The organism is Novosphingobium fuchskuhlense, from assembly GCF_001519075.1.
Classification (GTDB): domain Bacteria; phylum Pseudomonadota; class Alphaproteobacteria; order Sphingomonadales; family Sphingomonadaceae; genus Novosphingobium; species Novosphingobium fuchskuhlense.
Genome location: NZ_KQ954244.1, coordinates 928,472 through 953,135, shown reverse-complemented (window position 1 = coordinate 953,135; position 24,664 = coordinate 928,472). Strand labels below are relative to the sequence as shown.

Genomic DNA, 24,664 nt, shown 5'->3' with positions numbered 1-24,664 from the left:
ACCAGCCGGAGGTGGGGATGGCCCTGGATCAACAGGTGATTGTCAGTGCGGCACGCGAGATTCTTCAGCAGGAGGGGTTCGACAAGCTTAGCCTGCGCAAGATCGCCGACGCGCTAGGCGTGCAGACGCCGGCGCTTTACTGGCATGTCCGCGACCGGGCACAGCTCTACGGCCTGCTGGCCGAGCAATTCCTGCGGGAAGTCATCGCCCAGACCGGACTTGAGACAACCGGACGAGATTGGCTGATCTCGTTCGGGACAGCCTTGCGCGACAGTCACCGCATCAACCGCGATTCAGCCAGACTCGTCGCGTTCGTGCAGCCCTCGCAGACCGTCGAGCAGGAAGTGGCCAATGTCATTCTGGACCACCTCGAAGCGGGCGGGATGAGCCGCGATCTTGCCAGAATAGCGTGCTCCAGCATGCAGGCCTTCACGCTTGGCTGGTCGCTGTTCGAAAGCAACGCCTCGGTGCGCCCCATGATGATCGGCAACCTCGATAGCGATGCCGCATTCCTTCTGGCCCTAACGCAACTGGCCGAGGGGTTGGCAAGTGTTGATCTCTCCTTCCAGCAGACCAACGGAACTAAGCCACCGCCTCCAGACCTTTTCGTTGGATAATCGAGAGAAGTCGCAGCGCAGGCCCACCCGGCCGTTTCTTGCCCCGCTCCCAATCGGAGACGAGGTTCTTCGACACGTTGAGATAGCGCGCAAAGACCGGCTGTGAGACGTGCTGCGCCTCGCGAATGGCCTTGATCTCATCGGCCATTAGCGGTGTCGCCGGGGCAAGACATGCCTCGTCGAACTCACGCAACGTGCGCTTGTCAATGGCCCCACCTTCGTGAAGCCCTTCCATCATCTCGTGGATGGCGGACAGCGCCTCGCTTTTATAAGTCTTTGGCATCGTCATTCACCTCGAACAGTCTTTTTTCACGCACCTCGGTATCGATCTGCGCCTGTGTGAGCGCGAGCACGATCTTGGCGGCCTGTTTGTAGGTCCGCAACTCGACCGCGTTGAGGTTGGCCTTGTCGCTCTTGGCAAATCCAAAAGCGAATATGGCCCGTTCCTCGTGGCGGAAGAAGACCAGCGTGCGATAGCCGCCGGATTTACCTCTGCCCTCGCGCGCAACACGCTGCTTGATCAGGCCCCCGCCCAGATCGGCGTCGACGAGGCCGCTATTGGCTTGGTTCACCGCCGCGACAAGCGCCGCATCGCTGATCCCTTCACGGCTCGCGAATTTCGCAAACCAGCGATTCTTGTAGATGCGGATTTGCAGCTTACCGGTCATGAATCGGCAACCATGTATCATACATAGTGTTACTGTTCAACGAATGATCCTCATCCATCATATCAGCTATGAGGCAGCCGATCCGTTCTGCCGCATCGAGCACATGCCCATCATCAAGATGGGCATAGCGTGATGTCGTCTGCAACTTGGCATGGCCCAGAAGCTTGCCGATCATGGGCAGAGTTTCGGAGCGAGCGGCGGCGTGGCTGGCAAAGCTGTGCCGGAGATCGTGCAACCGGACGCCTAGAAGATTGGCCTCGGCTTTCACATCCCGCCAGAACTGGGTGATGCAGCGGACAGGCCGCCGGGTCAGTTTGTTCCAGAACACCGGATCGCTGGCACCACGCCGTTCGAGAGAGGCGAGTAACATTCGGGCTTCGTCGCCGAGCCAGACGGTGCGCGGGCCGGTCTTGCTGTCATGGAGGAGCAGCTTGCCACCTTTCACCTCGCTCCATGTGAGACTAACGATCTCCGATAAGCGGCAACCAGTCAGCAACAGAAGATAGATGATGGCGCTATGGAGCGGCTGGGTTCGGGTCTTCTGGCTGAGCACGTCGCCCAATCTGGCAATCTCCTGATTGGACAGGAAGCGCTCGCACTTCCGGCGCTTGTTGGGCCGGATGTAAGAGCAGGGATTGCTTCCCTCGGGGCGCATGCCCCATCGCTCAGCGTGATTGAACATCGAACGCAGAATTTCAAAGCAGCGGTTGCCCGCACCCGGACCGCTGCTGATCGACACCTTATTGAACCATGCCAACACGTGCGCTTGTTCGATCTCGTCGATGAACATGCCGCTGAAGGCATCGGCCAGGTGCTTCCGGCGATAGCCATTGTGGGTTTCGAGTGTGCGCGGCTTCCACTTGGCAGCGGACTGCTTCCAGTACAGCGAGAGGAAATCGTCGAAAGTCGGGACCTTGCGGGTTTGCTTTCGCTTCGTTGCCGGGTCTTCGCCGACCTGAGCGCGCAGCAAGATCCGCCGGGCGACAATCAAAGCCTGCTGCTTGCTCAGCACGTTGGCGTTGCCGAGGGTGATGGTTCGGGTCACCCCGTTCATCAGTGCCTGAACGATGTAGGTGCTCCGCCCGGACGAATAGTGGCGCACGCCGAACCCCGGAAGCCGTTCAGACCAGACAGTCCGGCGCGGCCTGCCGCGGGGTCGATCGCCAGGATCAATGCGGCGCAGGGTTGCAAGATCATCAGCGATGATGCCGGCCAGCGAGACCCGGGTCATGCCGCAATCCCCAGGCACGAGGCGAGCGAGCCCGAAACGCGCTTTGCCGCATCCGCGATCGCCTCATCGGCGAGGTGCGCATAGCGTTCGGTTGTCTCAGCCAATGCGTGGCCGAGCAGCTTGCCAATCACGACCAGTGAGATGCCATCAGCAATGGCGACAGACGCGAAGCTGTTTCGCAGGTCGTGCAGACGAACATCAGGCAACGCCGCGTGCCGCCGGATCGCCTGCCACGGAACACTGAGCGCAATCGGCTTGTCGCCCCCTGCTGATGGAAACACGAGGCCGACTTCGGCTTTGGTCGACAGGCCTTCGAGCACATCGCAGGCCTGTCGATTGAGGTATATGATCTTTGCGCCGGTCTTGCTGTCCGGCAGCATCAAGCGCGGCGGCTGCACCCCTTCCCATCGAAGGCCGACGATTTCACCGTGGCGTGCACCGGTATAGATCAGCAGTCGGATCGCCTGGACGGCAATCGGATCACTCTCCTCGAATGCGCGGAGGCTTGCGGCGAGGCGATGGAACTCGCGGGCGCTGAGGAACCGCTCGAGCAGCTTGCGCTTGTAGCGCGGCGTGCCCTTACATGGGTTGGAGCCGCGCGGGCGAAGGCCCAGCTGCTCGGCGTAACCCATCATCACCGACAGGATCGGGATCGTGCGGTTGAAGGCACCCGGGCGAGCGGCCCAGCTGTCACGCCAGCGCAGCACATCCGTCTTGCGGATGGCGTCGATCCGCTGGCGGCCGAAGGCCCCAACGAGTTCTTTGAAGATCGAGCGCCGATTGCCCCTGCGTGTCGATGGCTTCCAGTGCCGGGCATAGTCATCCCAGAAGCGCGGTGCGTAGTCGGAAAACAGCATTCCGCCGCCGCCCTTGCCCTTGGCAAAGACCTTCGGGGCAGTAGGCAGTCCGTCGAGCGCCGCCTTCGCAAGCTGTGCGCGTGCCAAAGCTCTCGCCTTTTCCGCGCGCATTTCAGGAGGTCTGCCGAGGGCTACTCGCTTCTGCTTGCCGCGCTGGCGGAACTGGACGAACCAGCACTTCGCGCCGCTGGCAAAGACCCGCAAGCCGAACCCCGGCAACTCGGTATCCCACCAGAAGAACTCCTGCCCGATAACCTTGCGCCGGGCGATGTTCCCGTTGAGCTTGACCTTCTCGCTTGTACTCTTGCTTCCACGCCACCGAGTCGATCCGGCGTTCCTGACCGCCTCTGACGTTACCACATGGCCATTCGTTGACATCGATCTTGCTCCTTCATAGAAGGAACAAATTCACGCTATCCCAATGGTTTATTTTCCATTGCTGCGACGCTGTCGCGTACGGTGTGCCTACTTCCCGCTTCCTTTCGGCCCATGTAGAGGCCCTAGACCGGCAACCAGTCAGTTCATGGCTAGAGGGGCTCGATGGAGCTTTGGCTGCCCTCAGGCGCGGGCCTGCAGCGATGCGAAATGCGCCCTGAACCGCTCCGAACTTCGCTGCGGTCATTGACTGTCTACCGGATCCATCTCGCTTGGACGCAGGTTTGAAAGCCCTGCTGCTGCGACCGACAGAAAAGCTTCTGCTTGACGCCCCAGACTCAACTCAATAAGTAGACATTACCCGAGCGGAGATGGTGATCAGGCCAGCCGCTTTTACCAAGGGTCCTGATCCGCGGCCTTTGATCGGGATGCAGCTTGCTCCGCGTTACCAACCGCTAAAGCGCGCGATGCTGGGGCGACACCGCCAGGCACCGTGATCCCCTCCATGATGAGGTGATACGATGCACATGATACCTGCGCTCGCCTGAGCGCGCTTCCACAGATTGGCACTGGCTGCCGGACGGGTCATCCCGCGGCGCCTGAAAGCGCAATCATCCTGACCTGACCGATCTGCCGGGCATGCCACGCGGCCCCCGGCGCGCACTTTTGCGCGGTCATCTCCCGCCCCGTGCGCGCCCTGCAGACAGACCTGTCAGCTGGTCTTTAGCGCGGACTCTTTCTGCCGCCCGTCACCGCCTGCCGCTGAAAAGCTCGTGCGGGAACAGCAGTGGCACGCCCTCCCCATTTCCAGGTGTTTTTCCCATGGTTTTCGTCACGCGTTCTCTTCTTCTGGCCGGTGCTGCGGGGGCAGCGCTAGTGCTTGCGCCCTCTGCTTTCGCCCAGAATGCAGCCCCCGCCCCTGCCCCCACACCCGACGAAGCGGCCGTAAGCTCGGCCGACGGCGGCGAGGCCATCGTCGTCACCGGCTCGCGTCGCCGCGAAGAAAAGGTGCAGGACATCCCGGTCGCCGTCTCGGTGGTGAGCGCCGCCGCGCTTGAACGCCGCGGCGACTTCACGCTGGCACAGATCCAGGCGCAGGTCCCCAGCCTGCAGGTGTTCAGCTTCAACCCGCGCAACACCAATATCAATATTCGCGGCCTCGGCTCCAACGTTGCGCTGACAAACGACGGGCTCGAAAACGGCGTTGGGTTCTACATCGACAACGTCTACTACGGCCGCGTCGGCACCACCCAGTTCGACCTTGTCGATCTCGAAGCGCTCGAAGTGCTGCGCGGCCCACAGGGCACGCTGTTCGGCAAGAACACCACCTCCGGCGTGATCAACATCACCAGCCGCAAGCCGAGCTTCACGCCCGAATTCAGCGGCTGGGCGGACGTCGGCAACTACGGCTTCTACCAGCTGCGCGCTTCGGCAAGCGGCGGGCTCATCCCGGACAAGCTGGCGGTGCGCATCTCGGGCGCGATCAGCCAGAACAATGGCTTCACCTTCAACAAGACGCAGAATTCGCGCGCGCAGAACTACTACAACGAATCAATCCGCGCCCAGCTGCTGTTCACGCCGACGAGCGACCTCTCGATCCGCGTGATCGGCGACTATTCACGCCAGAAGCAGGACAACGTCCTCAATCTGTTCGTCTCGAACACCGCGACTTACACCGACGGAAATCCGATTCCGAACAGCTTCTCCATCCGCACGGCGCGCTTCCCCGGCTACACCTTGCCCAGCTTCAACGCCTTCGACCGGGTGGGCGAGGCCGATAGCCACTATCAGGCCAACATGAAGGGCTACGGCGTTTCGGGAGAGATCAACTGGGATCTCGGCGGTTCGGAACTGACCGCGATCACCGCCTATCGCTGGTGGGACTGGGACCCGGCCAATGACGGTGAAAGCACCTCGCTCCCCGTCATCGTCAAGGCGCAGCAGGCCAATCGCCAGCGCCAGTTCAGCGAGGAAGTGCGCCTTGCCTCGAAGGGCAGCAACACGCTCGATTACGTGATCGGCGCCTACTATTTCTGGCAGACGGTCAAGGGCTATGGTGCCACCGGCTACGGCGCTGCCGCGCCAACCTGGTTCATCCCCGCCGTGCCCGCGCCGGTCGCGAATGCGGCGCTTAGCGGCTACGAGGTCAACTCGTTCTCCGAGCCGCGCACCAAGTCTTATGCGCTGTTTGGCCAGACCGACTGGCACATCACGCCGACCCTCACGCTGACCACGGGCCTGCGCTTCACCCACGAGGAGAAGACCGGCACTTTCGAGCAGTGGGTAGCAAGCGCGCCGGACATTTCGGCGTTTCCCGCGCCCGCGCAAACCGCGATCCAGACGATCCGTAACAACTTCAACCGGGTGATCCCGCGTTTCGAGACGAAGCTCAAGGACGACAGCCTTTCGGGCCTCGTCTCGCTCGGCTGGAAAGTCGCTCCCGATGTGCTGGTCTATGGCACCTACTCGCACGGCAACAAGTCGGGCGGCCTCAACCTCACGCAGCTGCCGATCACGATCACCGATCCCAGCGTGCGACCGGAAAAGGTCGATTCGTTCGAAGTGGGTGTGAAATCGCAGTTCCTGGATCGCCGCGCGACGCTCAACATTGCGGGCTTCTGGACCGAGATCCGCGACTACCAAACCGCGATCACCGATACCGATCCGATCATCATCGGCGTCACGCGGCAGTACATCGCCAATATCCCCAAGGTCCGCTCGAAGGGCGTGGAAGGCGATTTCCGCTATGCCCCTAGCGACCGCTTCGCCTTCAATGCCTCGGCGAGCTACACCGACGCCAAATACGTCACGTACACAAATGCCCCGCTCGCGCCCGAAATCGATCCGGTCCGCGCCGGGCTGCCCAACCTTGTCGCGGCAGACCTCAGCGGCCAGCAGCTGCCGGGCGTGCCCAAGTTCGCCTATACCGTCGGCGCGGACGGCAACCTGCCAGTGACGGGCAGCATCAGCGCCTATTCGCATATCGACTGGTCCTACCGCTCGAGCTTCAACACCTCCTCGAGCAATTCCAGCCTTGCGCAAATCAAAGGCTACGGCCTGATCAACGCGCGGCTCGGCCTGCGCACCGAAAGCGGCCTGTGGGACTTGGCGATCTGGGCCAAGAACCTGCTCGACAAGGACTATTACCTCAGCCTCAGCCCGGCGGCGACCGGCGTGGTGACCGGACAGGTGGGCGAACCGCGCACCTTCGGCGCCACCCTGCGCACGCGGTTCTGACAGCGAAGGAGGCCGGGACGGTGACCATGCATCCTCTCCCATCTGCGTTCGCGGTTCCGGCCTCCGACCGCTCGTTGTCGACCCTTCGCCTGCTGCGCTTCAGTGCGCTGGTGGTCCCGCTCTACGCGGCAGCGCAGCCGGTCATTGCCTATGTCCCGGCGCTGCTTTCGCGGCATTACGGCATTCCCCTCGCGACGCTGGGGCTGCTGTTCCTCGCGGGCCAGGTGATCAATTCGCTGCTCGATCCGCTGATCGGCACATTGAGTGACCGCACGCAGAGCCGGTTCGGCCGCCGTCGTCCGTGGATTTTTGGTGGCGGGCTGCTGTTCGCAGCGGGCAGTGCGATCCTGTTTTTCCCGCCAGCCGGGGTGAGCACGGCTTGGGTCGGGCTCGGCGTGATGCTCTACTATTGCGGGTCATCGGCGCTCTCCACGCCGCTCATGGCCTGGTCGGGCGAGATCAGCGGCGACTATCACGAACGCACGCGGATTGCCTCGCTGTTCACACTGCTTTCGTCCTGCGCGCTGGTGCTGGCGCTGGTGCTCCCGGCGATTGCCGACCAGTTGCGCCCCGGCGACGGGCAACTGCGGCTCACCCTGTTCGGCACGCTGGTGCTATCCACCGCGCTTCCCGGCCTGTGGCTGACGCTGACCGCCGTGCCCGACAGCACGCCGCCCGCGCTCGAACACAGCCCCTCGCCGCGTGCCGCGCTGAAAGCGGTGCTGGGCAATCCGCTGCTGCTGCGCGTGCTCGCTGCCGATGCCGCCGTCACCGCGGGGCAAGGCGTGCGCACCGGGTTGCTGCTGTTCGTGGTCACCTTCGCGCTGGGCAGGCCCGAGTGGGCGGCGGCGATGTTCCTGTTCCAGTATTCGTTCGGTATCCTTGCAGCGCCGATCTGGCAGCGCGTGGGCAAGGCGCTCGGCAAGGCGCAAGGCGCGGTGCTCGCCGAACTCGTCCAGGCCGCGATCAACTTCGGCCTCCTGTTCCTCAGCGCCGACCGCTTCTGGCTGATGCTGCTGCTCGCCGCGCTGCAGGGGCTGAGCCAGGGTTCGGGCAATCTCATGCTGCGCTCGATTGTCAGCGACATTGCCGACGATCACCGCCTCGCGACTGGCGAGGACCGCACCGGGCTCTATTTCTCGGTCTTCGGCATCTCGATCAAACTGGGCGGCGCGCTCGCGGTGGGCATCGCGCTGCCGCTGGTCGCCTGGCTCGGCTTCGATCCCAAGGCCGCGGCCAACACGCCGGACGCGCTGCGCTGGCTTATCGTGGTCTTCGCTCTCGGCCCCGCGCTCGCGCACTCTGCCGCCGCCACGCTCATGCTGGGCTTCCCGCTTGATGCCAAGCGCCACACCGAAATTCGCCGCCAGCTCGAAGCCCGCGACAGCGTCGCTGCCGCAGCCCTCGTGCCCGCCGAATAACTCCATCCCTCAGGAGAAACGACCATGACTGCGATCAACACCTACGTGAATGCCAAAGACCCGGCCTCGCCGCTCGATATCCATCCCGTCACCGGCACGATCGGCGCGGAAATCCGGGGCGTGCGCCTTGCAGATGATCTCGACGAAAGCGTGATCGAGGCGATCAAGGCCGCCGTTGTGCGCCACAAGGTCGTGTTCTTCCGTGATCAGCACGACCTCACCGACGACCGTCACGAAGCCTTCGCCGCCCGCTTCGGCGAACCCGTCGCGCACCCGACGGTGCCGGTCGCGGAAGGCTCGCGCTACTTGCTCGAGCTCGACAGCAAGGAAGGCTATGCCGCCTCCAGCTGGCACACCGACGTGACCTTCGTGGATGCCTATCCCAAGGGCTCGATCCTGCGCGCGATCACGATTCCCGAAGCGGGTGGTGACACGCTCTGGGCCAATGGCGAAACGGCTTACGAAGGCCTTCCCGAAGCGCTGCGCCAGCTGGTGAACAACCTCTGGGCCGTCCACACCAATGTCTACGACTATGCCGCCGTGCTCCAGAACGCGCCGAAGAACGACGAGGCGGAGAAGAGCCGCTCGCAGTTCAACCAGAGCGTTTTCGCCTCGACGGTCTACGAGACCGAGCACCCGGTCGTGCGCGTGCACCCCGTCTCGGGCCAGCGCAGCCTGCTGCTTGGCCACTTCGTCAAGCAGTTCGTTGGGCTGAACCAGGCGGATTCGGCGCGGCTGTTCAACATCCTGCAGGATCACATCACGCGGCCGGAAAACGTCGTGCGCTGGCGCTGGCGGGCGGGCGATGTGGCGTTCTGGGACAACCAGTCGACCCAGCACCGCGCTATCGCCGATTTCGGCCTCCAGCGCCGCACCCTGCGCCGCGCAACCGTGAACGGCGAAGTCCCTGTGGGCATCGACGGCCGCCAGAGCCGCACCGTCAAGAAGGAAAAGGCCAAGCAGGTCGAGCCTGCCTGATCTCGGGCGGGGCGGCCGGATCCCCTTCGGTCGCCCCGCTTTTCAAGGACTTTGCATGTACCTCGATCCCTTGTCCGACAGTGCCCTCGACAGCGCCGGCCCTGCGCTTCCGCCCGCACCGCAGCCCTCGCGCCGCAGCGTCCTCTCGCGCCTGCTGCGCGAGCCGCTGACGCATTTCGTTGCGATCGGCCTCGCGATCTTCCTCGTCTCGCATGTGATCGAGGCCCGCCAGTCGCGCTACAACATTCACCTCGGCGAGGCCGACCTCCAGCGCATCGCGACGAGCTATACCCAGCAATACGGCGCGCCGCCCGATCCGGAGCAGATGCGCACGATGGTGGACAACGCGGTGCGCGAGGAAATCTACCTGCGCGAGGGCCTCGCCCTGGGGCTCGACAAGAACGACGAGATCGTCCGCCGCCGCATCGCGCAGAAGTTCGACTTTCTGCAGCAGGATCAGGCCGCCCCGCGCGAGCCAAGCGCCTCGCAGCTCGCCGCATGGTATGCCGCGCACAAGGACCGCTTTGCCGAGCCTCGCCGGGTGAGCTTCGAGCAGCGCTACTTCGCCCCCGACCAGCGCGGCGAGGCGGCGGCCAAGGCGCTGGCGACGACTGCGCTTTCGGCCAAGGTTGCGGGCGATGCCTTCCCCGGCCCGCCGACCGCCGTGGCCCTTTCGCGCGACGAGATCGAGCGCATCTATGGCGGCACCGGCTTCGGCGATGCGGTGTTCAGGGCCCCGGCCGGCCAGTGGGCCGGCCCCTTCCGCTCCGGTTTCGGCTGGCACGTGATCCGCGTGACCGAGGACCGCCCGGCGCGGACCCGCAGCCTTGACGAAGCGCGCGAGGACGTCCGCCGCGACTGGATCGAAGCCGACCGCCGCGCCCGCAACGATGCCGCGTGGCAGGCCCTGCGCAGCCGCTACACCGTGACGCTGCCGTGAGGCGCCTGCTTTCCCTGTCGCTGGCGCTCCTGCTCGCGCTGCCGGGCATGGCCCGGGCGCACGAAGTCCGCCCCGCCTATCTCGAAATCACCGAGCGCGCCGATGCCCGCGCCGATGTGCAGTGGAAGCAGCCGAGCGCGGGCCTGCTGGTCGTTCCCCTGCGCCCGCGCATCGCCGGGGGCCTGATCGACCGCAAGGCCGACCGCGTCGAGACCGCGCAGAACTTCGAGGTCCGCCACTGGGACAATGTGCCGCTCGGTTCGCAAGGCCTCAATGGCCGCGAAGTGCGCATCGACGGGCTTGACAAGACGATCACCGACACCCTGCTGCTGATCCGCCTGAAAAATGGCGACACCGAGAGCCAGATCCTGAGCCCCGGCGCTCCGGCCATGACCATCGACGCCCACGCCGGCGCGGCGGTGCCGGCCTATCTCGTGCTCGGCGTCGAGCACATCCTGACCGGGATCGATCACCTGCTCTTCGTGTTCGGGCTGCTGCTGCTGTCCACCGGCTGGCGGCAATTGCTGCGCACGATCACCGCTTTCACCGCCGCGCATTCGATCACGCTCGCGCTCTCCGCGCTGAAGATCATCGCGCTTGATCCCGGGCTGGTCGAGGCGATGGTCGCCTGGTCGATCCTGTTCCTTGCGGTCGAACTCGTGCGCAAGGCGCGGGGGGAGGATGGCCTCACCTTGCGCCAGCCCTGGCTCGTCGCCTTCGGTTTCGGGCTGCTCCACGGCGCGGCCTTTGCCGGGGCGCTGCACCAGATCGGCCTGCCGGAGGGGAATATCCCGCTCTCGCTGCTGCTCTTCAACGTGGGGGTGGAGATCGGCCAGCTGCTCTTCGTGGCCGCCGTCACGGCCGCGCTCGCACTGCTCGCCCGCCTGCGCTGGCCGCCGGCCGCGCCGCGCTTTGCCTGGATGGCGGCAAGCTACGCGATCGGTTCGTTCTCGTTCTTCTGGTTTCTCGAGCGGCTCCACGCCGCGATCGATTTTGCCTGACCAAAGGGGGTATCTCGTCATGACCAAGCGTACCAAATGGCTTTTCGGCGCCGCTCTCGGCCTGCCGCTCGCCTACCATGTCCTGATCGGCTTCGGTGCCGCCGACGCGGCCGAGCCCGTCAGCGCCGCACCCGTGACCAACCCCTCGGGCCCGGTGCCCACCTTCGCGGACAAGGAAGCCTTCTTCGGCGACCTTCACCTCCACACCACCAATTCGTTCGACGCCTATGTCTTGATGGGCACGCGCACCACGCCCGATGACGCCTACCGCTTCGCCTCGGGCCAGACGATCGACTACCTCGGCCAGCCGATCCGCCGCTCGTTCCCGCTCGATTTCGAGGCGATCACCGATCACTCCGAAAACCTCGGCGTGTTCAACCAACTCGACGATCCGCAAAGCGCGTTCTCGCTGAGCGAGGTGGGCAAGCTCGCGCGCAAGGGCGGGGTCGAGGCCTTCCTCAAGATCGTCAAGCTGATCACCGACGGCGTACGCTTGGGCGACAACGCCGCCGCCGTCTCCGCTTCGACCTGGAGGCGCGAGAAGGACACCGCCAACCACTTCTACCAGCCGGGCAAGTTCACGACGTTCATCGCCTATGAATGGACCTCGATGCCGGGCGGGCAGAACCTCCACCGCAACGTGATCTTCAAGGGCAGCGACGCGCCCGCGCCCTTCACCTCGATCGATTCGAAGGACCCGAAGGACCTCTGGACCTGGCTCTCCAAGATCCGCACGCAGGGCTTCGAGGCCATCGCGATCCCGCACAACGGCAACGCCTCCAACGGGTTGATGTACGACTGGACCTCGCTCGACGGAAAGCCGATCGACGAAGCCTATGCCCAGCTGCGCGCCGCGAACGAGCCCTTGAGCGAAGTCTCGCAGAACAAGGGCACCTCGGAAACGCACCCGGCGCTTTCGGCCAATGACGAGTTTGCCAATTACGAGCTGTTCGACAAGCTGCTGATCGGCACGCAGCCTAGCAAGCCCGCCGGCTCCTACTGGCGCGATGCGCTCGGGCGCGGGCTCGTACTGCAGCAGAAACTGGGCGTGAACCCCTACAAGGACGGCGCGGAAGGCTCGAGCGATCTGCACGGCGGCCTCCAGGTCACAACCGCGCAGGAATATGGCGGCATCGCCGGGGCCAATCTCGGTGGTGGCCGCTTCAACCGGGAAACCGCGGAACAAGCGCTCGGCCTCAAGCCCTCCGGGCTTTCGGCGGGGCTCAACCCGGTGATCCTCAGCCCCGGCGCACTCACCGGCGTCTGGGCGGAATCGAACACGCGCGAGGCGATCTATGATGCCTTCCGCCGCAAGGAGACCTACGCCACCTCGGGCAGCCGCCTCAAGGTGCGCTTCTTCGGCGGCTGGGATTTCGCGAGCAGCTTCGTCGCAAAACCGGGCTGGGTGCATGAGGCTTACCGCCTCGGCGTGCCGATGGGCGGGGATCTGCCAACCGCCGCTGCGGGCCGCGCGCCAAGCTTTGTCGTGCAAGCGGTCAAGGACCCGCTGAGCGGCAATCTCGACCGCGTGCAGGTGGTCAAGGTCTATGTCGAGAACGGCAAGCAGCAGGAGAAGATCTTCGACGTCGCCTGGAGCGGCACCCGCAAGATCGACCCGGCAACCGGGAAGCTGCCCGCCGTCGGCTCGACGGTCGATCTGACGACCGGCAAGTGGGACAACTCGATCGGCGCGGCCGAACTCACCACCGTGTGGACGGATCCCACGTTCAAGGCCGACCAGCCGGCGGCCTATTACGTCCGCGTGCTCGAAATCCCCACCCCGCGCTGGTCGACCCTGCGCGCGCTCGAGTTCGGCTTGCCGCTGCCCAAGGAAGTCGCGCCGACGATCCAGCAGCGCGCCTGGTCCTCGCCGATCTGGTACACCCCGGCGCGCAGCCGCAGTTGATTGCCGTGCGCCATGTTCTGATGGTTGCCGCCGGGGCTCTGCTCGTCCCGGCGGCGGCGCATGCCGATACCCCTGCTTCGCCGCCGGACGAAGCGATCGTGGTCTATGGCCGCGCCGTTCCGCTGATCGGCGCGGCCACCAGCGGATCGGAAGGTACGGTCGGCTATGCCGATTTCGAGAACCGTCCGATTGCGCGCGTCGCCGAACTCGCCGAAAACGTCCCCGGCCTGATCGCCACGCAGCATTCGGGCGAAGGCAAGGCCAACCAGTATTTCCTGCGCGGCTTCAATCTCGATCACGGGACCGATCTTGCGGGCTTTGTCGACGGCGCGCCGGTCAACATGCGCAGCCACGGCCACGGGCAGGGATACCTCGATCTCAATTTCCTGATCCCCGAACTCGTCGAGCGGATCGACTACACCAAGGGGCCCTACCACGCCGACAAGGGCGACTTCTCAGCCGCCGGCACGCTGTTGTTCGTGACGAAGTCGTCACTGCCCGAACCGCTGGCGGAAGTCACCGGCGGCTCGTTCGGCTATTGGCGCGGCCTTGTCGCAGGCAGCACCCGGCTCGGCAGCAGCAACATCCTGCTCGCCGCTGAGGCCACCCGTTCCGACGGCCCCTGGGTGCTCGACGAGCGGCTCCGGAAGCTCAACCTGCTGGCCCGCCTCACCACGCCTGACTGGTCGCTCTCGCTCATGGGCTATACCAATCGCTGGGTCTCGACCGATCAGGTGCCCGAGCGCGCGATCCTCTCGGGCCTGATCCCCCGCAATGGCTATATCGATCCCGACCTCGGCGGCCGCTCGGGCCGCATCGCGCTCACCTTCAACTGGCACCGCGGCGATACCCGCCTCACCGCCTATGCCATAGGCTCGCGGCTCCAGCTCACCTCCAACTTCACCTATTTCCTCGATGATCCGGTGCGCGGCGACGCGTTCCGCCAGATCGACCGCCGCGGCGTGTTCGGTGGATCGCTCAGCCAAGGCTTCGGCGCTGGCCCGGTGCGCTTTCGCATCGGCGCGGAGACGCGCTGGGATCGGATCGGCCAGGTCGGCCTCTATCGCACGGTTGCCGGCACGATCGTCGATACCGTGCGCGAGGACCGCGTCGACGAAGTCAGCGGCGCGCTCTTTGCCGAAGCGACCGCCACGCTCGCACCGGGCTTGCGCGCGGTGGTCGGCCTGCGCGGAGACACCATCCAATATTCCGTGCGCTCAGACCTGACCGCTAACTCAGGGCGCGGCGGCAAGGCCATCCTGACTCCCAAGGTCGCGCTCGCCTGGCAGCCCGCGCGACCGGTCGAAATTTATGCCAACTACGGCGAGGGCTATCATTCCAACGACGTGCGCGGCGCCGTGATCAAGGTTGATCCCGCCAGCGGCGATCCGGCCGAGCGGGTGCCCGTCTTCGCCCGTGCGCGCGGCGCGGAAATCGGCGCGCGCGTGGAACGCGGCGCGCTGTCCGCTTCGCTCGTCGGCTTTCTGCTCGATCTCGGCTCGGAACTGGTCTTCGTCGGCGACGCCGGCACGACCGAGCCCAACGCAGCCAGCCACCGCAGCGGTATCGAGGCCAGCCTGTTCTGGCGGCCTACCGCATGGCTCGCCCTGGACGGCGCAGCGGCGCTCACCCGCGCGCGCTTCAGGGGCGTCGCGCAGGGCGAGGACCGCATCCCGGGCAGCGTCGGCAATGTCCTCTCTGCCGGCGTGAACCTGCGGCCCACCCGCGCCCTCACCTTCTCCGCCCGCTTGCGCCATTTCGGTGCCGCGCCGCTGATCGAGGACGGCTCGGTCCGCTCGCAGCCGACCACGCTCGTCAATTTCGGCGCCTACCTCGATCGCGGCAAGTTCCGGCTCGGCGTAGACTTGCTCAACGCGCTGGACGCCAAGGTCCCCGATATCAGCTACTTCTACCCCTCGCGCCTCCCCGGCGAACCCGCCGATGGCGTGCCGGACCGCCATATCCACCCGGTCGAACCGCGCCAGGTGCGGCTGAGCCTGCGCTACCGTTTCGGCTGAACACGCGGCGGCGGATGCAGCGCGAGGCTGGGAAGCGCCGCATCCCTGATCTCATTCGGCACCGAAGCCTGCAAAAGACTCGGGGGCTGGGGTAGAGAATGAAGCACTGGTCCGCTGAGACGCGTCAGCGTGCGCCCATTGCCAGAAGCGTCTGTTGGGAAAAGTGTGGGGAAGAAATTCGACGATCACTCATAGGTTATTGAGTGATAGCGATAAATCTCCCAAAAATGGATGCCCCGCGAGGATTCGAACCTCGATAGACGGAATCAGAATCCGTAGTCTTGCCGTTAGACGACGGGGCAGTGAGGGCGCGCCTTTAAGCGCGGGTTCGGCGCAAGTCAAGGCAACGCACCCCTTGCACCCGCCGTGCTTGCCCACGAGCCGCATGAACGCTAGTATCGCTTCCAAGTACCTGCCGGGCATACCCTTGGCGGGAAAACATAAGCGATTGGTACTCATGGCGGAACTAGATCCGCCGGCGCAGCAGCGCAAGGCGCGGCCGGGAAAGCGGCGGGCACGCAGGGCGGCGTCCCGCGGCAGTCCCAAGGGGGCCCGTCCTGCCCCCGCAGTGTCGGCCACCAGCCCTGACAGTCCTGCCTTGCGGCCAGCTGCCAGCCTGCCCATGAACGCGCCCGCGCAGGCGGTTTCCGCACCGCCGCTGCCAATCGAGGCGCCCCGCGCGCCCTGGCAGAAGACTCCACCGTTCCACCGCCAGGCCTATGCCGCCATCGACCTTGGCACCAACAACTGCCGCCTGCTGATCGCGCGGCCATCGGGCGATCACTTCATGGTGATCGATGCGTTCAGCCGTGTCGTGCGACTGGGCGAGGGCCTCGCGCAGTCCGGCCGCCTGTCGGATGCAGCGATGGACCGTGCGCTGGGCGCTCTTCACATCTGCGCCGACAAGCTGCGCAAGCGCGGCGTCCATCTCGCCCGTTCCGTCGCTACCGAGGCCTGCCGCCGGGCCAGCAACGGCGAGGCCTTCATCGAGCGCGTTCACCGCGAGACGGGCATCCGGCTCAACATCATCACGGCCGAGGAGGAAGCGCGTCTCGCGGTGCTGGGCTGCCACATTCTGCTCGAACCCGGTCAGGGTCCCGCGATGATCTTCGACATCGGCGGTGGCTCGACCGAAATGGTCCTCGTCGATACAAGCGAAGCAGTGCCGCGCATCATGGACTGGCAATCGGTTCCGTGGGGGGTAGTCTCGCTCACCGAAAGCATCGGCCCGATCGAACTGACGGCAGAGGCCCGCGCCGCCGCCTACACTGAAATGCGCAGGCGGATCACCGACGGCTTCGCGCGGTTTTCCGAGCGCGTTACCCCCGCGCGCGAGGCTGCCGCAGTGGATGGCAGCCTGCGCCTGCTGGGCACCAGCGGCACCGTGACCACGCTCGCCAGCCTGCACCTCGGCCTGCCGCAATACGATCGCAGCGCGGTTGACGGCGTGATCGTGCCCACGGACTCGATGCGCGAGATCAGCCAGCGCCTCGCCCACATTTCCCCCGCCGAGCGCATCGCCGTGCCCTGCATCGGGCGCGAGCGGGCGGATCTCGTTGTGGCCGGCTGCGCCATTCTCGAGTCGATCTTCGACATCTGGCCTGCCGAACGGCTCGGCATTGCCGACCGCGGCATTCGCGAGGGAATCCTGCGCAGCTTGATGGCAGCGGGTGGCCTCGGCGACCGGCGGGCGGCGGAAGCCGTGCAGACGTCCAAAGGCGCCGCATCGTGAGCCGCAGCGGCCGCGACCCGGGCACACGGGTCAAGACAGCACGCGGGCGCAGCGCCTCTTCCAACCGCTGGCTGGCGCGCCAGCTCAACGATCCTTACGTCAAGCAGGCCAAGGCCGAAGGCTGGCGCAGCCGCGCGGCCTTCAAGCTGATCGAGCTCGATACGCGCTTCGGCCTGCTCAGGGGCGCGCGCCGCGTGGTCGATCTCGGCATCGCGCCGGGCGGCTGGGCGCAAGTCGTGCGCAAGCAGTCCCCGCAGGCCGAAGTGGTCGGCATCGACCTGCTGCCGGTCGAGCCGATCGAGGGCGTGACCATCTTCCAGATGGACTTCATGGCCGATGAGGCCCCCCCTGCTCTTCTCGGCGCACTTGGCGGCGCGCCCGATCTTGTGATCTCGGACATGGCCGCCAACACGGTCGGCCACAAGGCAACCGATCATCTGCGCACGATGGGCCTTGTCGAGACGGCGGTCGATTTCGCGGTCCAGACGCTCGCCCCCGGCGGCGCCTTTGTCGCCAAGGTCTTTGCGGGGGGGACCGACGGCGAACTGCTCTCGATCCTCAAGCGCAATTTCAAGACGGTGAAGCACGCCAAGCCGCCGGCGAGCCGCAAGGATTCGTCCGAGTGGTACGTGATCGCGCAAGGCTTCAAGGGCCGCGAAGAAGGCAACTGATCCGAGATTGACATCTCGGAGGGCGAAGCGGCCCGGTGCCGTCTTGAAATTCGCCTTTCCGTGAATTTCAACAAATCAGGACATTTCCACAGGCGGAGTTTTGCGCGAATCGGCATCCCGGCCCTAACGGTCGCGACCCATTCTGACCGGAGATCCTACCCCATGGCCGAATCCGCCGACGACCGCTTGCGCCTCCTCATCGAGCGCATCGAACGCCTCGAGGAAGAAAAGAAGGGCATCGGCGACGATATCAAGGACGTCTACTCCGAAGCCAAGTCGGTCGGCTATGATCCCAAGATCATGCGCCAGATCGTCCGCCTCCGGAAGCTGAAGCCCGATGATCGCCGCGAGATGGAAGCGATCCTCGACACCTACAAGAACGCGCTCGGCCTCGAATAGGAACGGGCAAGGGGGTCGGGCCATGTCGCCACTACTGATCCGCCCGGCCCGCCCCGAAGACGCCGAAGCCTGTGCGGCCATCTATCGCCCGCACGTCACGGATGGCTGGGTCAGCTTCGAACTGGACGCACCCGATGCCGCCGAAATGGCCCGCCGCATGGGCGCGTATGGTGCCAGCCATGCCTGGCTCGTGGCGGAGCGGGACGGCGTGGTCGCCGCCTATGCCTATGGCAGCCCGCATCGCACCCGCGCCGCCTATGCCTCCTCCTGCGACGTGGCGATCTATGTGAGCGCCGACTTCCCCCGCGCCGGAATCGGCCGCGCGCTCTATGGCGAGTTGCTCGTGCGCTTGAAGGCCAGGGGCTTTCATGCCGCCTTTGCCGGGATCGCCCAGCCCAACCCCGCCAGCGTCGCCCTGCACGAGGCCTGCGGCTTCACGCCGGTGGGCATATACCGCGAAGTCGGCTGGAAGATGGGTGCCTGGCGCGATGTCGGCTGGTGGCAGCGGGTGCTCTAGACCCCCAGCAGCGCGAGGCTCACCGAAATCCCGTTGGCCGCCGCATGGATCAGCATCGCACCGAAAATGCCGATCCGCATGCGCGTGTAGCTCAGCGTCATCCCGGCCCAGAGCTGTGGCAGCACCATCGGCAGGAGCGCCCACGAAACCCTCGGATAGTTGCTGAGGTGCGAGAGCCCGAACACCACGATCGACAGCCACACCAGAACCGGAAAGGCGGCCTCGAACCCCGGCACCACACCCCGCTTGCGCAGCCACCACCAGCCGGCCGGGGCGACAAGCCCCATGCCCAGCACTGCAAAGCTGGCCGGCACTTCGTAAACGTGCAGGCTCACCATCGCGAGGAACCCGGCCGCCACGAACCCGCACAGCACCAGCCACACCGCGCGCGCCCGCCCGGTCAGCCAGCCGCGAAACGCCAGTTCCTCGGCCACCGGCGCCAGCAGCACCACGAACGGCACCAGCATCGCCTTGGACACCTCACCGAATACCTCGGGCGAAGGCAGGTCCATCAGCTTCTGCCACAGGCCCAGCAGCGGCAGCAGCACGAGCAGCAGCACCGCCAGATGCAGCGCCAGCATGGCGCGCAGGACTTTCCAGGCACCGGGCGCCCGCAATCCGCTGGGCTCGATCAAGCGAGGCCGCACCAGCCAGGCGGTGAAATCGTCGAAAAAGGCTGTCATCCCGACCGTGATGCCGCAGCGCGGGTTAAAACGGGGTGTGCGCACCCGATTGCCGCCACAGCGCGTCTCGGCTAGGGGAACCGCCAAAGTCCCACCAGAAAGCTACAAGCGGCAGACCATGGCAGGCCATTCCAAATTCAAGAACATCATGCACCGCAAGGGCGCTCAGGACAAAAAGCGCTCGGCGATGTTTTCCAAGCTCTCCCGCGAAATCACCGTCGCGGCCAAGATGGGCATGCCCGATCCGGACATGAACCCGCGCCTGCGCGCCGCCGTCAACGCGGCCAAGGCGCAGTCGATGCCCAAGGACAACATCGCCCGCGCGATCGACAAGGCCACCAAGGGCGAAGGCGACAGCTATGAGGAAGTGCGCTACGAGGGCTATGGCCCGGGCGGCGTGGCGATCATCGTCGAGGCGCTGACCGACAACCGCAACCGCACCGCCACCAACGTCCGCACCGCCTTTGCCAAGAACGGCGGCAACCTCGGTGCCTCGGGCGCGGTCAGCCACGGGTTCGAACGGCTCGGCCTGATCGAGTACCCCGGCAAGGTGGGCGATGAGGACAAGGTCCTCGAAGCCGCCATCGAAGCCGGCGCCGAAGATGTCGAATCCGATATGGGCGATGGCGACGAGAACCCTGGCAGCCACCAGATCTGGGTCGCCATCGAACAGCTCCACCCCGTCGCGCGCGAACTGGAAAAGACGCTGGGCGAGGCAGAGGGCGTCAAGCTCGCGTGGAAGCCCAACATGACGACCACGGTCGATGCGGAAACCGCCGCAACGCTGCTCAAGCTGATCGACGTGCTCGAGGATGACGACGACGTCCAGACCGTCTGGGGCAACTACGAAATCCCGGACGACGTGATGGAGAAGCTGGGCTGATGCTCCACAGAGCATGATGCCGCTCGCCATCAAGGCGCTGCTTTCGGGGCTGCTCATTGCGCTCATTTCCGAGATCGGCCGCAAGCTGCCCACCGTCGGCGCGCTCGTCGCCTCGCTCCCGCTCGTCTCGGTGCTCGGCATGATCCTGCTGTGGCGCGCGCGGCCCGATGCCGAGAACATGGCGATCCATGCCGAGGCGACCTTCTGGTACGTGCTGCCCAGCCTGCCGATGTTCCTCGTGATCCCCGCGCTGCTGCGCCACGGCGTCTCCTTCTGGGTCGCTCTGGCGGCAGGCTGCGCGCTCACCGTCGCGCTCTACCTCGGCATGATGCACATCGGGCCGAGGTTCGGGCTGAGGCTGTGATCATCCTCGGCATCGATCCCGGCCTCACCTGCACCGGCTGGGGCGTGGTGGCCAAGGCGGGCAGCCGCCTCAGCCATGTCGCCAACGGCCATATCCGCACCGACGCCAAGGCCTCGATGGCCGAGCGTCTGGTCGAGCTCGATGCCGGCCTTGCCGCAGTGATCGCCGCGCACCATCCCGATGCGGGGGCAGTCGAGGAAGTCTTCGTCAACATCAACCCGCAGTCGACCTTGAAGCTCGGTCAGGCGCGCGGTGTTGCCATGCTGGCGGTGGCGCGGGCCGGTCTTTCGGTGGCCGAATACCCGACCAAGGTCATCAAGAAGGCGCTGGTCGGCACCGGCGGGGCGGAAAAGGCGCAAGTTCAGGCCATGCTCAAGGTCCTGCTCCCCGGCGTCACGCTGGCGGGCGAGGACGCGGCCGATGCGCTCGCCGTCGCGATCACCCACGCCAACATGATCGGCAGCCACCGTTAGGGCCTGACGCGAGGCCTTACCGAACCTTCATTTGACTGCGTCCGCGTCAAAGCGACAATGCGCCCATGGAAATCGAAGTCAGCGCCGAAGCCAAGGACAAGCGGCTCAACCGTCTCGTCGCGATCACCGTCGTGGTGCTCTCGGTCTTCACGGGCCTGTGCGGCATCAAGGATGGCAATATCGTGCAGGCGATGCAGGCGGCGCAGTCCGCCTCGGTCGATAGGTGGAACCAGTATCAGGCGACCAAGACGAAACTCCACCTTGCCGAGGCCGAGCGCGAGCAACTGGCCCTGCTCGCACCGCCGGGCAAGGCCGTTGCCGCGATCGCCCGGCTCGACAAGGACATCGCCAAGTACAAGTCCGAAGCGCCGGATCTCGCCAGGGCCGCCAAGGCGCAAGGCGATCTCTACGACGCGCTCAACGTCCACGACGACCAGTTCGACGCCGGGGACGCGGCCATCTCCACCGCGATCTCGCTGGCAGCCGTCGCCGCGCTCGCCGAAAGCGCGATGCTGCTCTACGCGGCCTGGCTGTTCGGCGCCTTCGGTCTGTTCATGGGCCTCAACGGTTTTCTCGGCGGCAGCTTCCACCCGGCCGTGCTCAGCACCTTCCTGGGTTAGGCGGCACCGGCCCGCTTCCCCGCCCGGCCATCCATTTGGGCTGGCGAACCCGGAAGTTCGCTGCCATAGAACAAACCATGATCGCCAAGCTCACCGGCCTGCTAGACGATTTCGGCCCCGATTGGGCCATCATCGACGTGAACGGCGTAGGCTACCTCGTCCATTGTTCGGCCAAGACGCTGGAGCGCCTCGGCGTGCGCGGCGACAGGGTCGTGGTCCACACCGAACTGCAGGTCTCCGAGAACGACCAGCGCCTGATCGGCTTCACCAGCGCCGGTGAGCGCGGCTGGTTCCGCCTGCTGACAGCAGTTCAGGGCGTGGGCAGCAAAGTGGCCCTCGCGATCCTCTCGGCGCTCTCGGTCGAAGACCTCCAGCGCGCCTGCGCCAGCGGCGATGCCGCCATGGTCGCCCGCGCGCAGGGCGTGGGGCCAAAGCTCGCCAGCCGCATCGTCAACGAACTCAAGGACAAGGCCGGCGGCCTCGGCCCCATCTCCGCCGGTGCCGGAAGCCCCCCGATCGAAGGCCTCGCCGCCGCCCCCGTCGGCTCCACCAGCGCGGACGCCATCTCCGCCCTGCAAAACCTCGGCTTCAAACCCGCCACCGCGAGCATGGCCGTGGCCGCTGCCGTCAAGGAACTGGGCGATGACGCGCCGCTCAACGATCTTGTGCGCGTGGCGCTGAAGCGGGCGACCGGGTGAAATGACCGACAACCCCATCCTCACCCCCCGCCGCCAGGCCGATGATGCAGACGCTGCGCTGCGCCCGAAGTCGCTCGCCGAATTCGTCGGTCAGGAAGCTGCGCGCGAGAACCTGCATGTGTTCATTGAAAGCGCCAAGCAGCGCGGCGAGGCGATGGATCATGTGCTGTTCTATGGCCCGCCCGGCCTTGGCAAGACCACGCTCGCCGCGATCATCGCGCGCGAAATGGGGGTCAATTTCCGCGCCACGTCGGGCCCCGTCATCGCCAAGGCGGGCGATCTGGCGGCGCTGCTCACCAATCTGGAAAGCGGCGATGTCCTCTTCATCGACGAGATCCACCGCCTCAATCCCGTGGTCGAGGAAGTGCTCTATCCCGCGATGGAGGACCGCGCGCTCGATCTCATTATCGGCGAGGGCCCTTCCGCGCGCTCGGTGCGGATCGATCTGCCCGCCTTCACGCTCATCGGCGCGACCACCCGCGCGGGGCTCCTCGCCACCCCCTTGCGTGATCGCTTCGGCATTCCGGTGCGGCTGCAGTTCTACACCGTGGCCGAGCTGGAGCGCGTCGTCTCGCGCGGTTCGAATCTCCTCGGCATCGGGATCGACCCGGGCGGCGCGGGCGAGATTGCCCGCCGCTCACGCGGCACCCCGCGCGTGGCGGGGCGGCTCCTTCGCAGGGTACGCGATTTTGCGCAGGTAGCCGGGGCAGAGGTGATCACCCGCGAAGTGGCCGACAGCGCCCTCACCCGGCTCGAAGTCGATTCGCTAGGGCTCGATCTGCAGGACCGGCGCTACCTCTCGATGATCGCCGATATCTACAAGGGCGGCCCGGTCGGCATCGAAACCCTTGCGGCGGGCCTGTCCGAGCCGCGCGACACGATCGAGGACGTGATCGAGCCCTACCTCATCCAGCTCGGCCTCGTCGCCCGCACCGCGCGCGGCCGCTGCCTCAATGATCGCGGCTGGCAGCATCTTGGCCTCACACCCCCGACGCAGGGGTTGCCCGGTCTCTTCGCGACCGACGAGAATGGCTAACGGTAAATGCTGATGGCGTAACCGCCCGGGGCAATTCGGTTCCAGTTTGGCACAGACTTGGCCGGGAGCCCCGTTTTGGCCCATTTCGGGGCTCCGTGAGGGCCTGAAACGGGGTTAACAGGATTGCCGCAGCCGGGCCGATCTGCGTTGTTCAATCTGTCGGGATAAGGTTTGTCCACCATTGTGCGGATAAGGCTTCGTCCCCCGGGAACAGAGAGCAACTATCATGTCGGTTCGGATGGCATTGGCAAAACTGGCGGCATGCGCAGCGGGCGGGGCAGTGCTTGGCGGCGGCGCCGTGCATGTTTCGGAAGCGCCTTCGGCGGCTGAGATCCATCACGTGAAGCCGATCAAGGTCAAGCAGACCAAAGTGCGGCGCTACGTGAAGAGCATCGCGCCGCGTCCGGTCCAACGCATGCGCCGGGTGGTCAAGACGACCGTCACGCGCTCGTGCCAGGCCCCGCAGCAGATGGCCTATGCCCCGGTGCCCTATATGGCGCCGGTGCCGCCCCAGGCAGCCGGTGGCGGTGGTGGCGCGGTGCCGGTCGTGATCGGTGGCGGCGGGGTCGGCGGATTCGGCGGCGGCTTCTTCGGCGGGTTCTTCGGTGGCGGCAGTGGCGGCGGCGGCAGCGTGGTTGTCTCCTCGACCAGCACCGGCTCGACTTCGACCGGCGGCAGCTCGACTTCGGGCGGCTCGACCTCCACATCCGGCGGGTCGACTTCCACGTCGGGCGGCTCGACGTCCACCTCGAGCGGCAACATCTCGACCTCCACGTCCAGCGGCAACGTGTCGACCAGTTCCGGCGCGGTGACGAGCAGCACCTCGACCTCGTCGGGCAACGTCAGCACCTCGTCCGGCAACGTCAGTTCGTCCTCGGGCAACGTCTCGACCAGTTCGGGCAATGTGAGCACGTCTTCGGGCAACGTGAGCACCAGTTCGTCGACTTCGACCAGCTCGGGCAACGTCACGAGCAGCTCGTCGACCTCATCATCGACGTCGTCCTCGACGTCGAGCAGCACCAGCAGCTCGACCTCCTCGTCTTCCAACGGCAGCAGCACGACAACAACGACCACCGGCGGGACGACCAATGGCGGTACCACCAACGGCGGCACCACCAATGGTGGGACGACCAACGGTGGAACGACCAACGGCGGCACGGAAGTTCCCGAGCCTTCGATGGTCCTGCTGTTCGGTGCAGCGGCGGCCGGCCTCGTCGCGCGACGCCGTCATGCGCTCCGCAACAAGGCACCTGCCATCGTCTGATCGCCGGCAGGTCGGCTTGCGCAGACCGGCACGTACATCGAGAACGCGAACAAAAGAAAAGGGCGGCTCCGGGAG

Annotated in this window: 24 protein-coding genes and 1 tRNA gene; 19 read left to right on the top strand and 6 right to left on the bottom strand. The window is 65.7% G+C overall.

Annotated elements, in window-relative coordinates:
• Nucleotides 1-17: 17 nt before the first annotated feature.
• The gene (locus tag AQZ52_RS04325; RefSeq protein ID WP_067906693.1) at nt 18-617 is read left to right on the top strand and encodes a TetR family transcriptional regulator; all 600 of its coding nucleotides are present in this window, start codon (nt 18-20) and stop codon (nt 615-617) included.
• On the opposite strand, the gene AQZ52_RS04320 is transcribed toward AQZ52_RS04325, so the two are convergent.
• The 4 genes from AQZ52_RS04320 to AQZ52_RS04305 are packed head-to-tail and all read right to left on the bottom strand — an operon-like array spanning nt 583 to nt 3,751.
• The gene (locus tag AQZ52_RS04320) at nt 583-906 is read right to left on the bottom strand and encodes a helix-turn-helix domain-containing protein (RefSeq protein ID WP_476703800.1); all 324 of its coding nucleotides are present in this window, start codon (nt 904-906) and stop codon (nt 583-585) included. The genes AQZ52_RS04325 and AQZ52_RS04320 overlap by 35 nt on opposite strands.
• Nucleotides 884-1,285, bottom strand: a complete 402-nt coding sequence (locus AQZ52_RS04315; RefSeq protein WP_240481445.1) for a type II toxin-antitoxin system RelE/ParE family toxin — start codon at nt 1,283-1,285, stop codon at nt 884-886. Before AQZ52_RS04315 ends, AQZ52_RS04320 begins: the two co-directional genes overlap by 23 nt.
• The gene (locus AQZ52_RS04310; RefSeq protein ID WP_082697543.1) at nt 1,275-2,516 is read right to left on the bottom strand and encodes a tyrosine-type recombinase/integrase; all 1,242 of its coding nucleotides are present in this window, start codon (nt 2,514-2,516) and stop codon (nt 1,275-1,277) included. The genes AQZ52_RS04315 and AQZ52_RS04310 overlap by 11 nt, the downstream gene beginning before the upstream one ends.
• Nucleotides 2,513-3,751: a site-specific integrase gene (locus tag AQZ52_RS04305; protein ID WP_067906691.1), complete on the bottom strand. Its 1,239-nt coding sequence runs from the start codon at nt 3,749-3,751 to the stop codon at nt 2,513-2,515. Before AQZ52_RS04305 ends, AQZ52_RS04310 begins: the two co-directional genes overlap by 4 nt.
• Before the next feature lie 819 nt (nt 3,752-4,570).
• Between AQZ52_RS04305 and AQZ52_RS04300 the strand changes: the two genes are divergently transcribed.
• Genes AQZ52_RS04300 through AQZ52_RS04270 form a run of 7 tightly spaced genes read left to right on the top strand, consistent with a single transcriptional unit; the run spans nt 4,571 to nt 15,249 of the window.
• Nucleotides 4,571-6,985 (top strand): TonB-dependent receptor, encoded by a 2,415-nt coding sequence (locus AQZ52_RS04300; RefSeq protein WP_067906689.1) that lies wholly within the window; start codon nt 4,571-4,573, stop codon nt 6,983-6,985.
• 26 nt (nt 6,986-7,011) lie between these two features.
• On the top strand, nt 7,012-8,406 hold the full coding sequence (locus AQZ52_RS04295; RefSeq protein WP_082697542.1) for an MFS transporter: 1,395 nt from the start codon (nt 7,012-7,014) through the stop codon (nt 8,404-8,406).
• Between the two features lie 24 nt (nt 8,407-8,430).
• Nucleotides 8,431-9,384, top strand: a complete 954-nt coding sequence (locus AQZ52_RS04290) for a TauD/TfdA dioxygenase family protein (RefSeq protein WP_067906687.1) — start codon at nt 8,431-8,433, stop codon at nt 9,382-9,384.
• Nucleotides 9,385-9,439: 55 nt separating this feature from the next.
• Entirely contained in the window at nt 9,440-10,324 is an 885-nt protein-coding gene (locus tag AQZ52_RS04285; protein WP_067906685.1) for a peptidyl-prolyl cis-trans isomerase, read from the top strand.
• Nucleotides 10,321-11,325 (top strand): HupE/UreJ family protein, encoded by a 1,005-nt coding sequence (locus tag AQZ52_RS04280; protein WP_067906683.1) that lies wholly within the window; start codon nt 10,321-10,323, stop codon nt 11,323-11,325. Before AQZ52_RS04285 ends, AQZ52_RS04280 begins: the two co-directional genes overlap by 4 nt.
• Nucleotides 11,326-11,344: 19 nt before the next feature.
• On the top strand, nt 11,345-13,231 hold the full coding sequence (locus AQZ52_RS04275; protein ID WP_067906681.1) for a DUF3604 domain-containing protein: 1,887 nt from the start codon (nt 11,345-11,347) through the stop codon (nt 13,229-13,231).
• A 5-nt stretch (nt 13,232-13,236) separates the two neighbouring features.
• Complete coding sequence (locus AQZ52_RS04270; protein ID WP_240481444.1) at nt 13,237-15,249, top strand: TonB-dependent receptor; 2,013 nt, start codon at nt 13,237-13,239, stop codon at nt 15,247-15,249.
• 228 nt (nt 15,250-15,477) lie between these two features.
• On the opposite strand, the gene AQZ52_RS04265 is transcribed toward AQZ52_RS04270, so the two are convergent.
• Nucleotides 15,478-15,551, bottom strand: a tRNA-Gln gene (locus AQZ52_RS04265).
• Between the two features lie 155 nt (nt 15,552-15,706).
• On the opposite strand from AQZ52_RS04265, the gene AQZ52_RS04260 reads away from it, so the two are divergent.
• From AQZ52_RS04260 to AQZ52_RS04245, 4 genes are all read left to right on the top strand, one after another.
• A complete protein-coding gene (locus AQZ52_RS04260; protein ID WP_067906679.1) occupies nt 15,707-16,981 on the top strand; it encodes a Ppx/GppA phosphatase family protein in 1,275 nt (424 codons plus the stop codon).
• Nucleotides 16,978-17,652 (top strand): RlmE family RNA methyltransferase, encoded by a 675-nt coding sequence (locus tag AQZ52_RS04255; RefSeq protein WP_067906677.1) that lies wholly within the window; start codon nt 16,978-16,980, stop codon nt 17,650-17,652. The genes AQZ52_RS04260 and AQZ52_RS04255 overlap by 4 nt, the downstream gene beginning before the upstream one ends.
• Before the next feature lie 162 nt (nt 17,653-17,814).
• Nucleotides 17,815-18,051 (top strand): DUF2312 domain-containing protein, encoded by a 237-nt coding sequence (locus tag AQZ52_RS04250; RefSeq protein WP_067906675.1) that lies wholly within the window; start codon nt 17,815-17,817, stop codon nt 18,049-18,051.
• Between the two features lie 22 nt (nt 18,052-18,073).
• On the top strand, nt 18,074-18,568 hold the full coding sequence (locus AQZ52_RS04245; protein ID WP_067906673.1) for a GNAT family N-acetyltransferase: 495 nt from the start codon (nt 18,074-18,076) through the stop codon (nt 18,566-18,568).
• Here the strand turns inward: AQZ52_RS04245 and AQZ52_RS04240 are convergent.
• Nucleotides 18,565-19,251 carry a CPBP family glutamic-type intramembrane protease gene (locus AQZ52_RS04240; protein WP_067906672.1) on the bottom strand — a complete coding sequence of 229 codons (687 nt, stop codon included), beginning with the start codon at nt 19,249-19,251 and terminating at the stop codon, nt 18,565-18,567. The two genes, AQZ52_RS04245 and AQZ52_RS04240, sit on opposite strands and share 4 nt — an antisense overlap.
• Nucleotides 19,252-19,369: 118 nt before the next feature.
• Between AQZ52_RS04240 and AQZ52_RS04235 the strand changes: the two genes are divergently transcribed.
• From AQZ52_RS04235 to AQZ52_RS18075, 7 genes are all read left to right on the top strand, one after another.
• On the top strand, nt 19,370-20,134 hold the full coding sequence (locus tag AQZ52_RS04235) for a YebC/PmpR family DNA-binding transcriptional regulator (protein ID WP_067906670.1): 765 nt from the start codon (nt 19,370-19,372) through the stop codon (nt 20,132-20,134).
• Nucleotides 20,135-20,147: 13 nt separating this feature from the next.
• Nucleotides 20,148-20,498 (top strand): DUF3147 family protein, encoded by a 351-nt coding sequence (locus AQZ52_RS04230; RefSeq protein WP_067906668.1) that lies wholly within the window; start codon nt 20,148-20,150, stop codon nt 20,496-20,498.
• Entirely contained in the window at nt 20,495-20,971 is a 477-nt protein-coding gene (ruvC, locus tag AQZ52_RS04225) for a crossover junction endodeoxyribonuclease RuvC (protein WP_067906666.1), read from the top strand. Before AQZ52_RS04230 ends, ruvC begins: the two co-directional genes overlap by 4 nt.
• 65 nt (nt 20,972-21,036) lie before the next feature.
• On the top strand, nt 21,037-21,591 hold the full coding sequence (locus AQZ52_RS04220; protein ID WP_067906664.1) for a DUF4337 domain-containing protein: 555 nt from the start codon (nt 21,037-21,039) through the stop codon (nt 21,589-21,591).
• A 77-nt stretch (nt 21,592-21,668) separates the two neighbouring features.
• Nucleotides 21,669-22,289, top strand: a complete 621-nt coding sequence (gene ruvA / locus AQZ52_RS04215) for a Holliday junction branch migration protein RuvA (RefSeq protein ID WP_067906663.1) — start codon at nt 21,669-21,671, stop codon at nt 22,287-22,289.
• 1 nt (nt 22,290) lies between these two features.
• Complete coding sequence (ruvB, locus tag AQZ52_RS04210) at nt 22,291-23,325, top strand: Holliday junction branch migration DNA helicase RuvB (protein ID WP_067906661.1); 1,035 nt, start codon at nt 22,291-22,293, stop codon at nt 23,323-23,325.
• Nucleotides 23,326-23,551: 226 nt separating this feature from the next.
• The gene (locus tag AQZ52_RS18075) at nt 23,552-24,589 is read left to right on the top strand and encodes a PEP-CTERM sorting domain-containing protein (protein ID WP_082697541.1); all 1,038 of its coding nucleotides are present in this window, start codon (nt 23,552-23,554) and stop codon (nt 24,587-24,589) included.
• Nucleotides 24,590-24,664 lie beyond the last annotated feature (75 nt).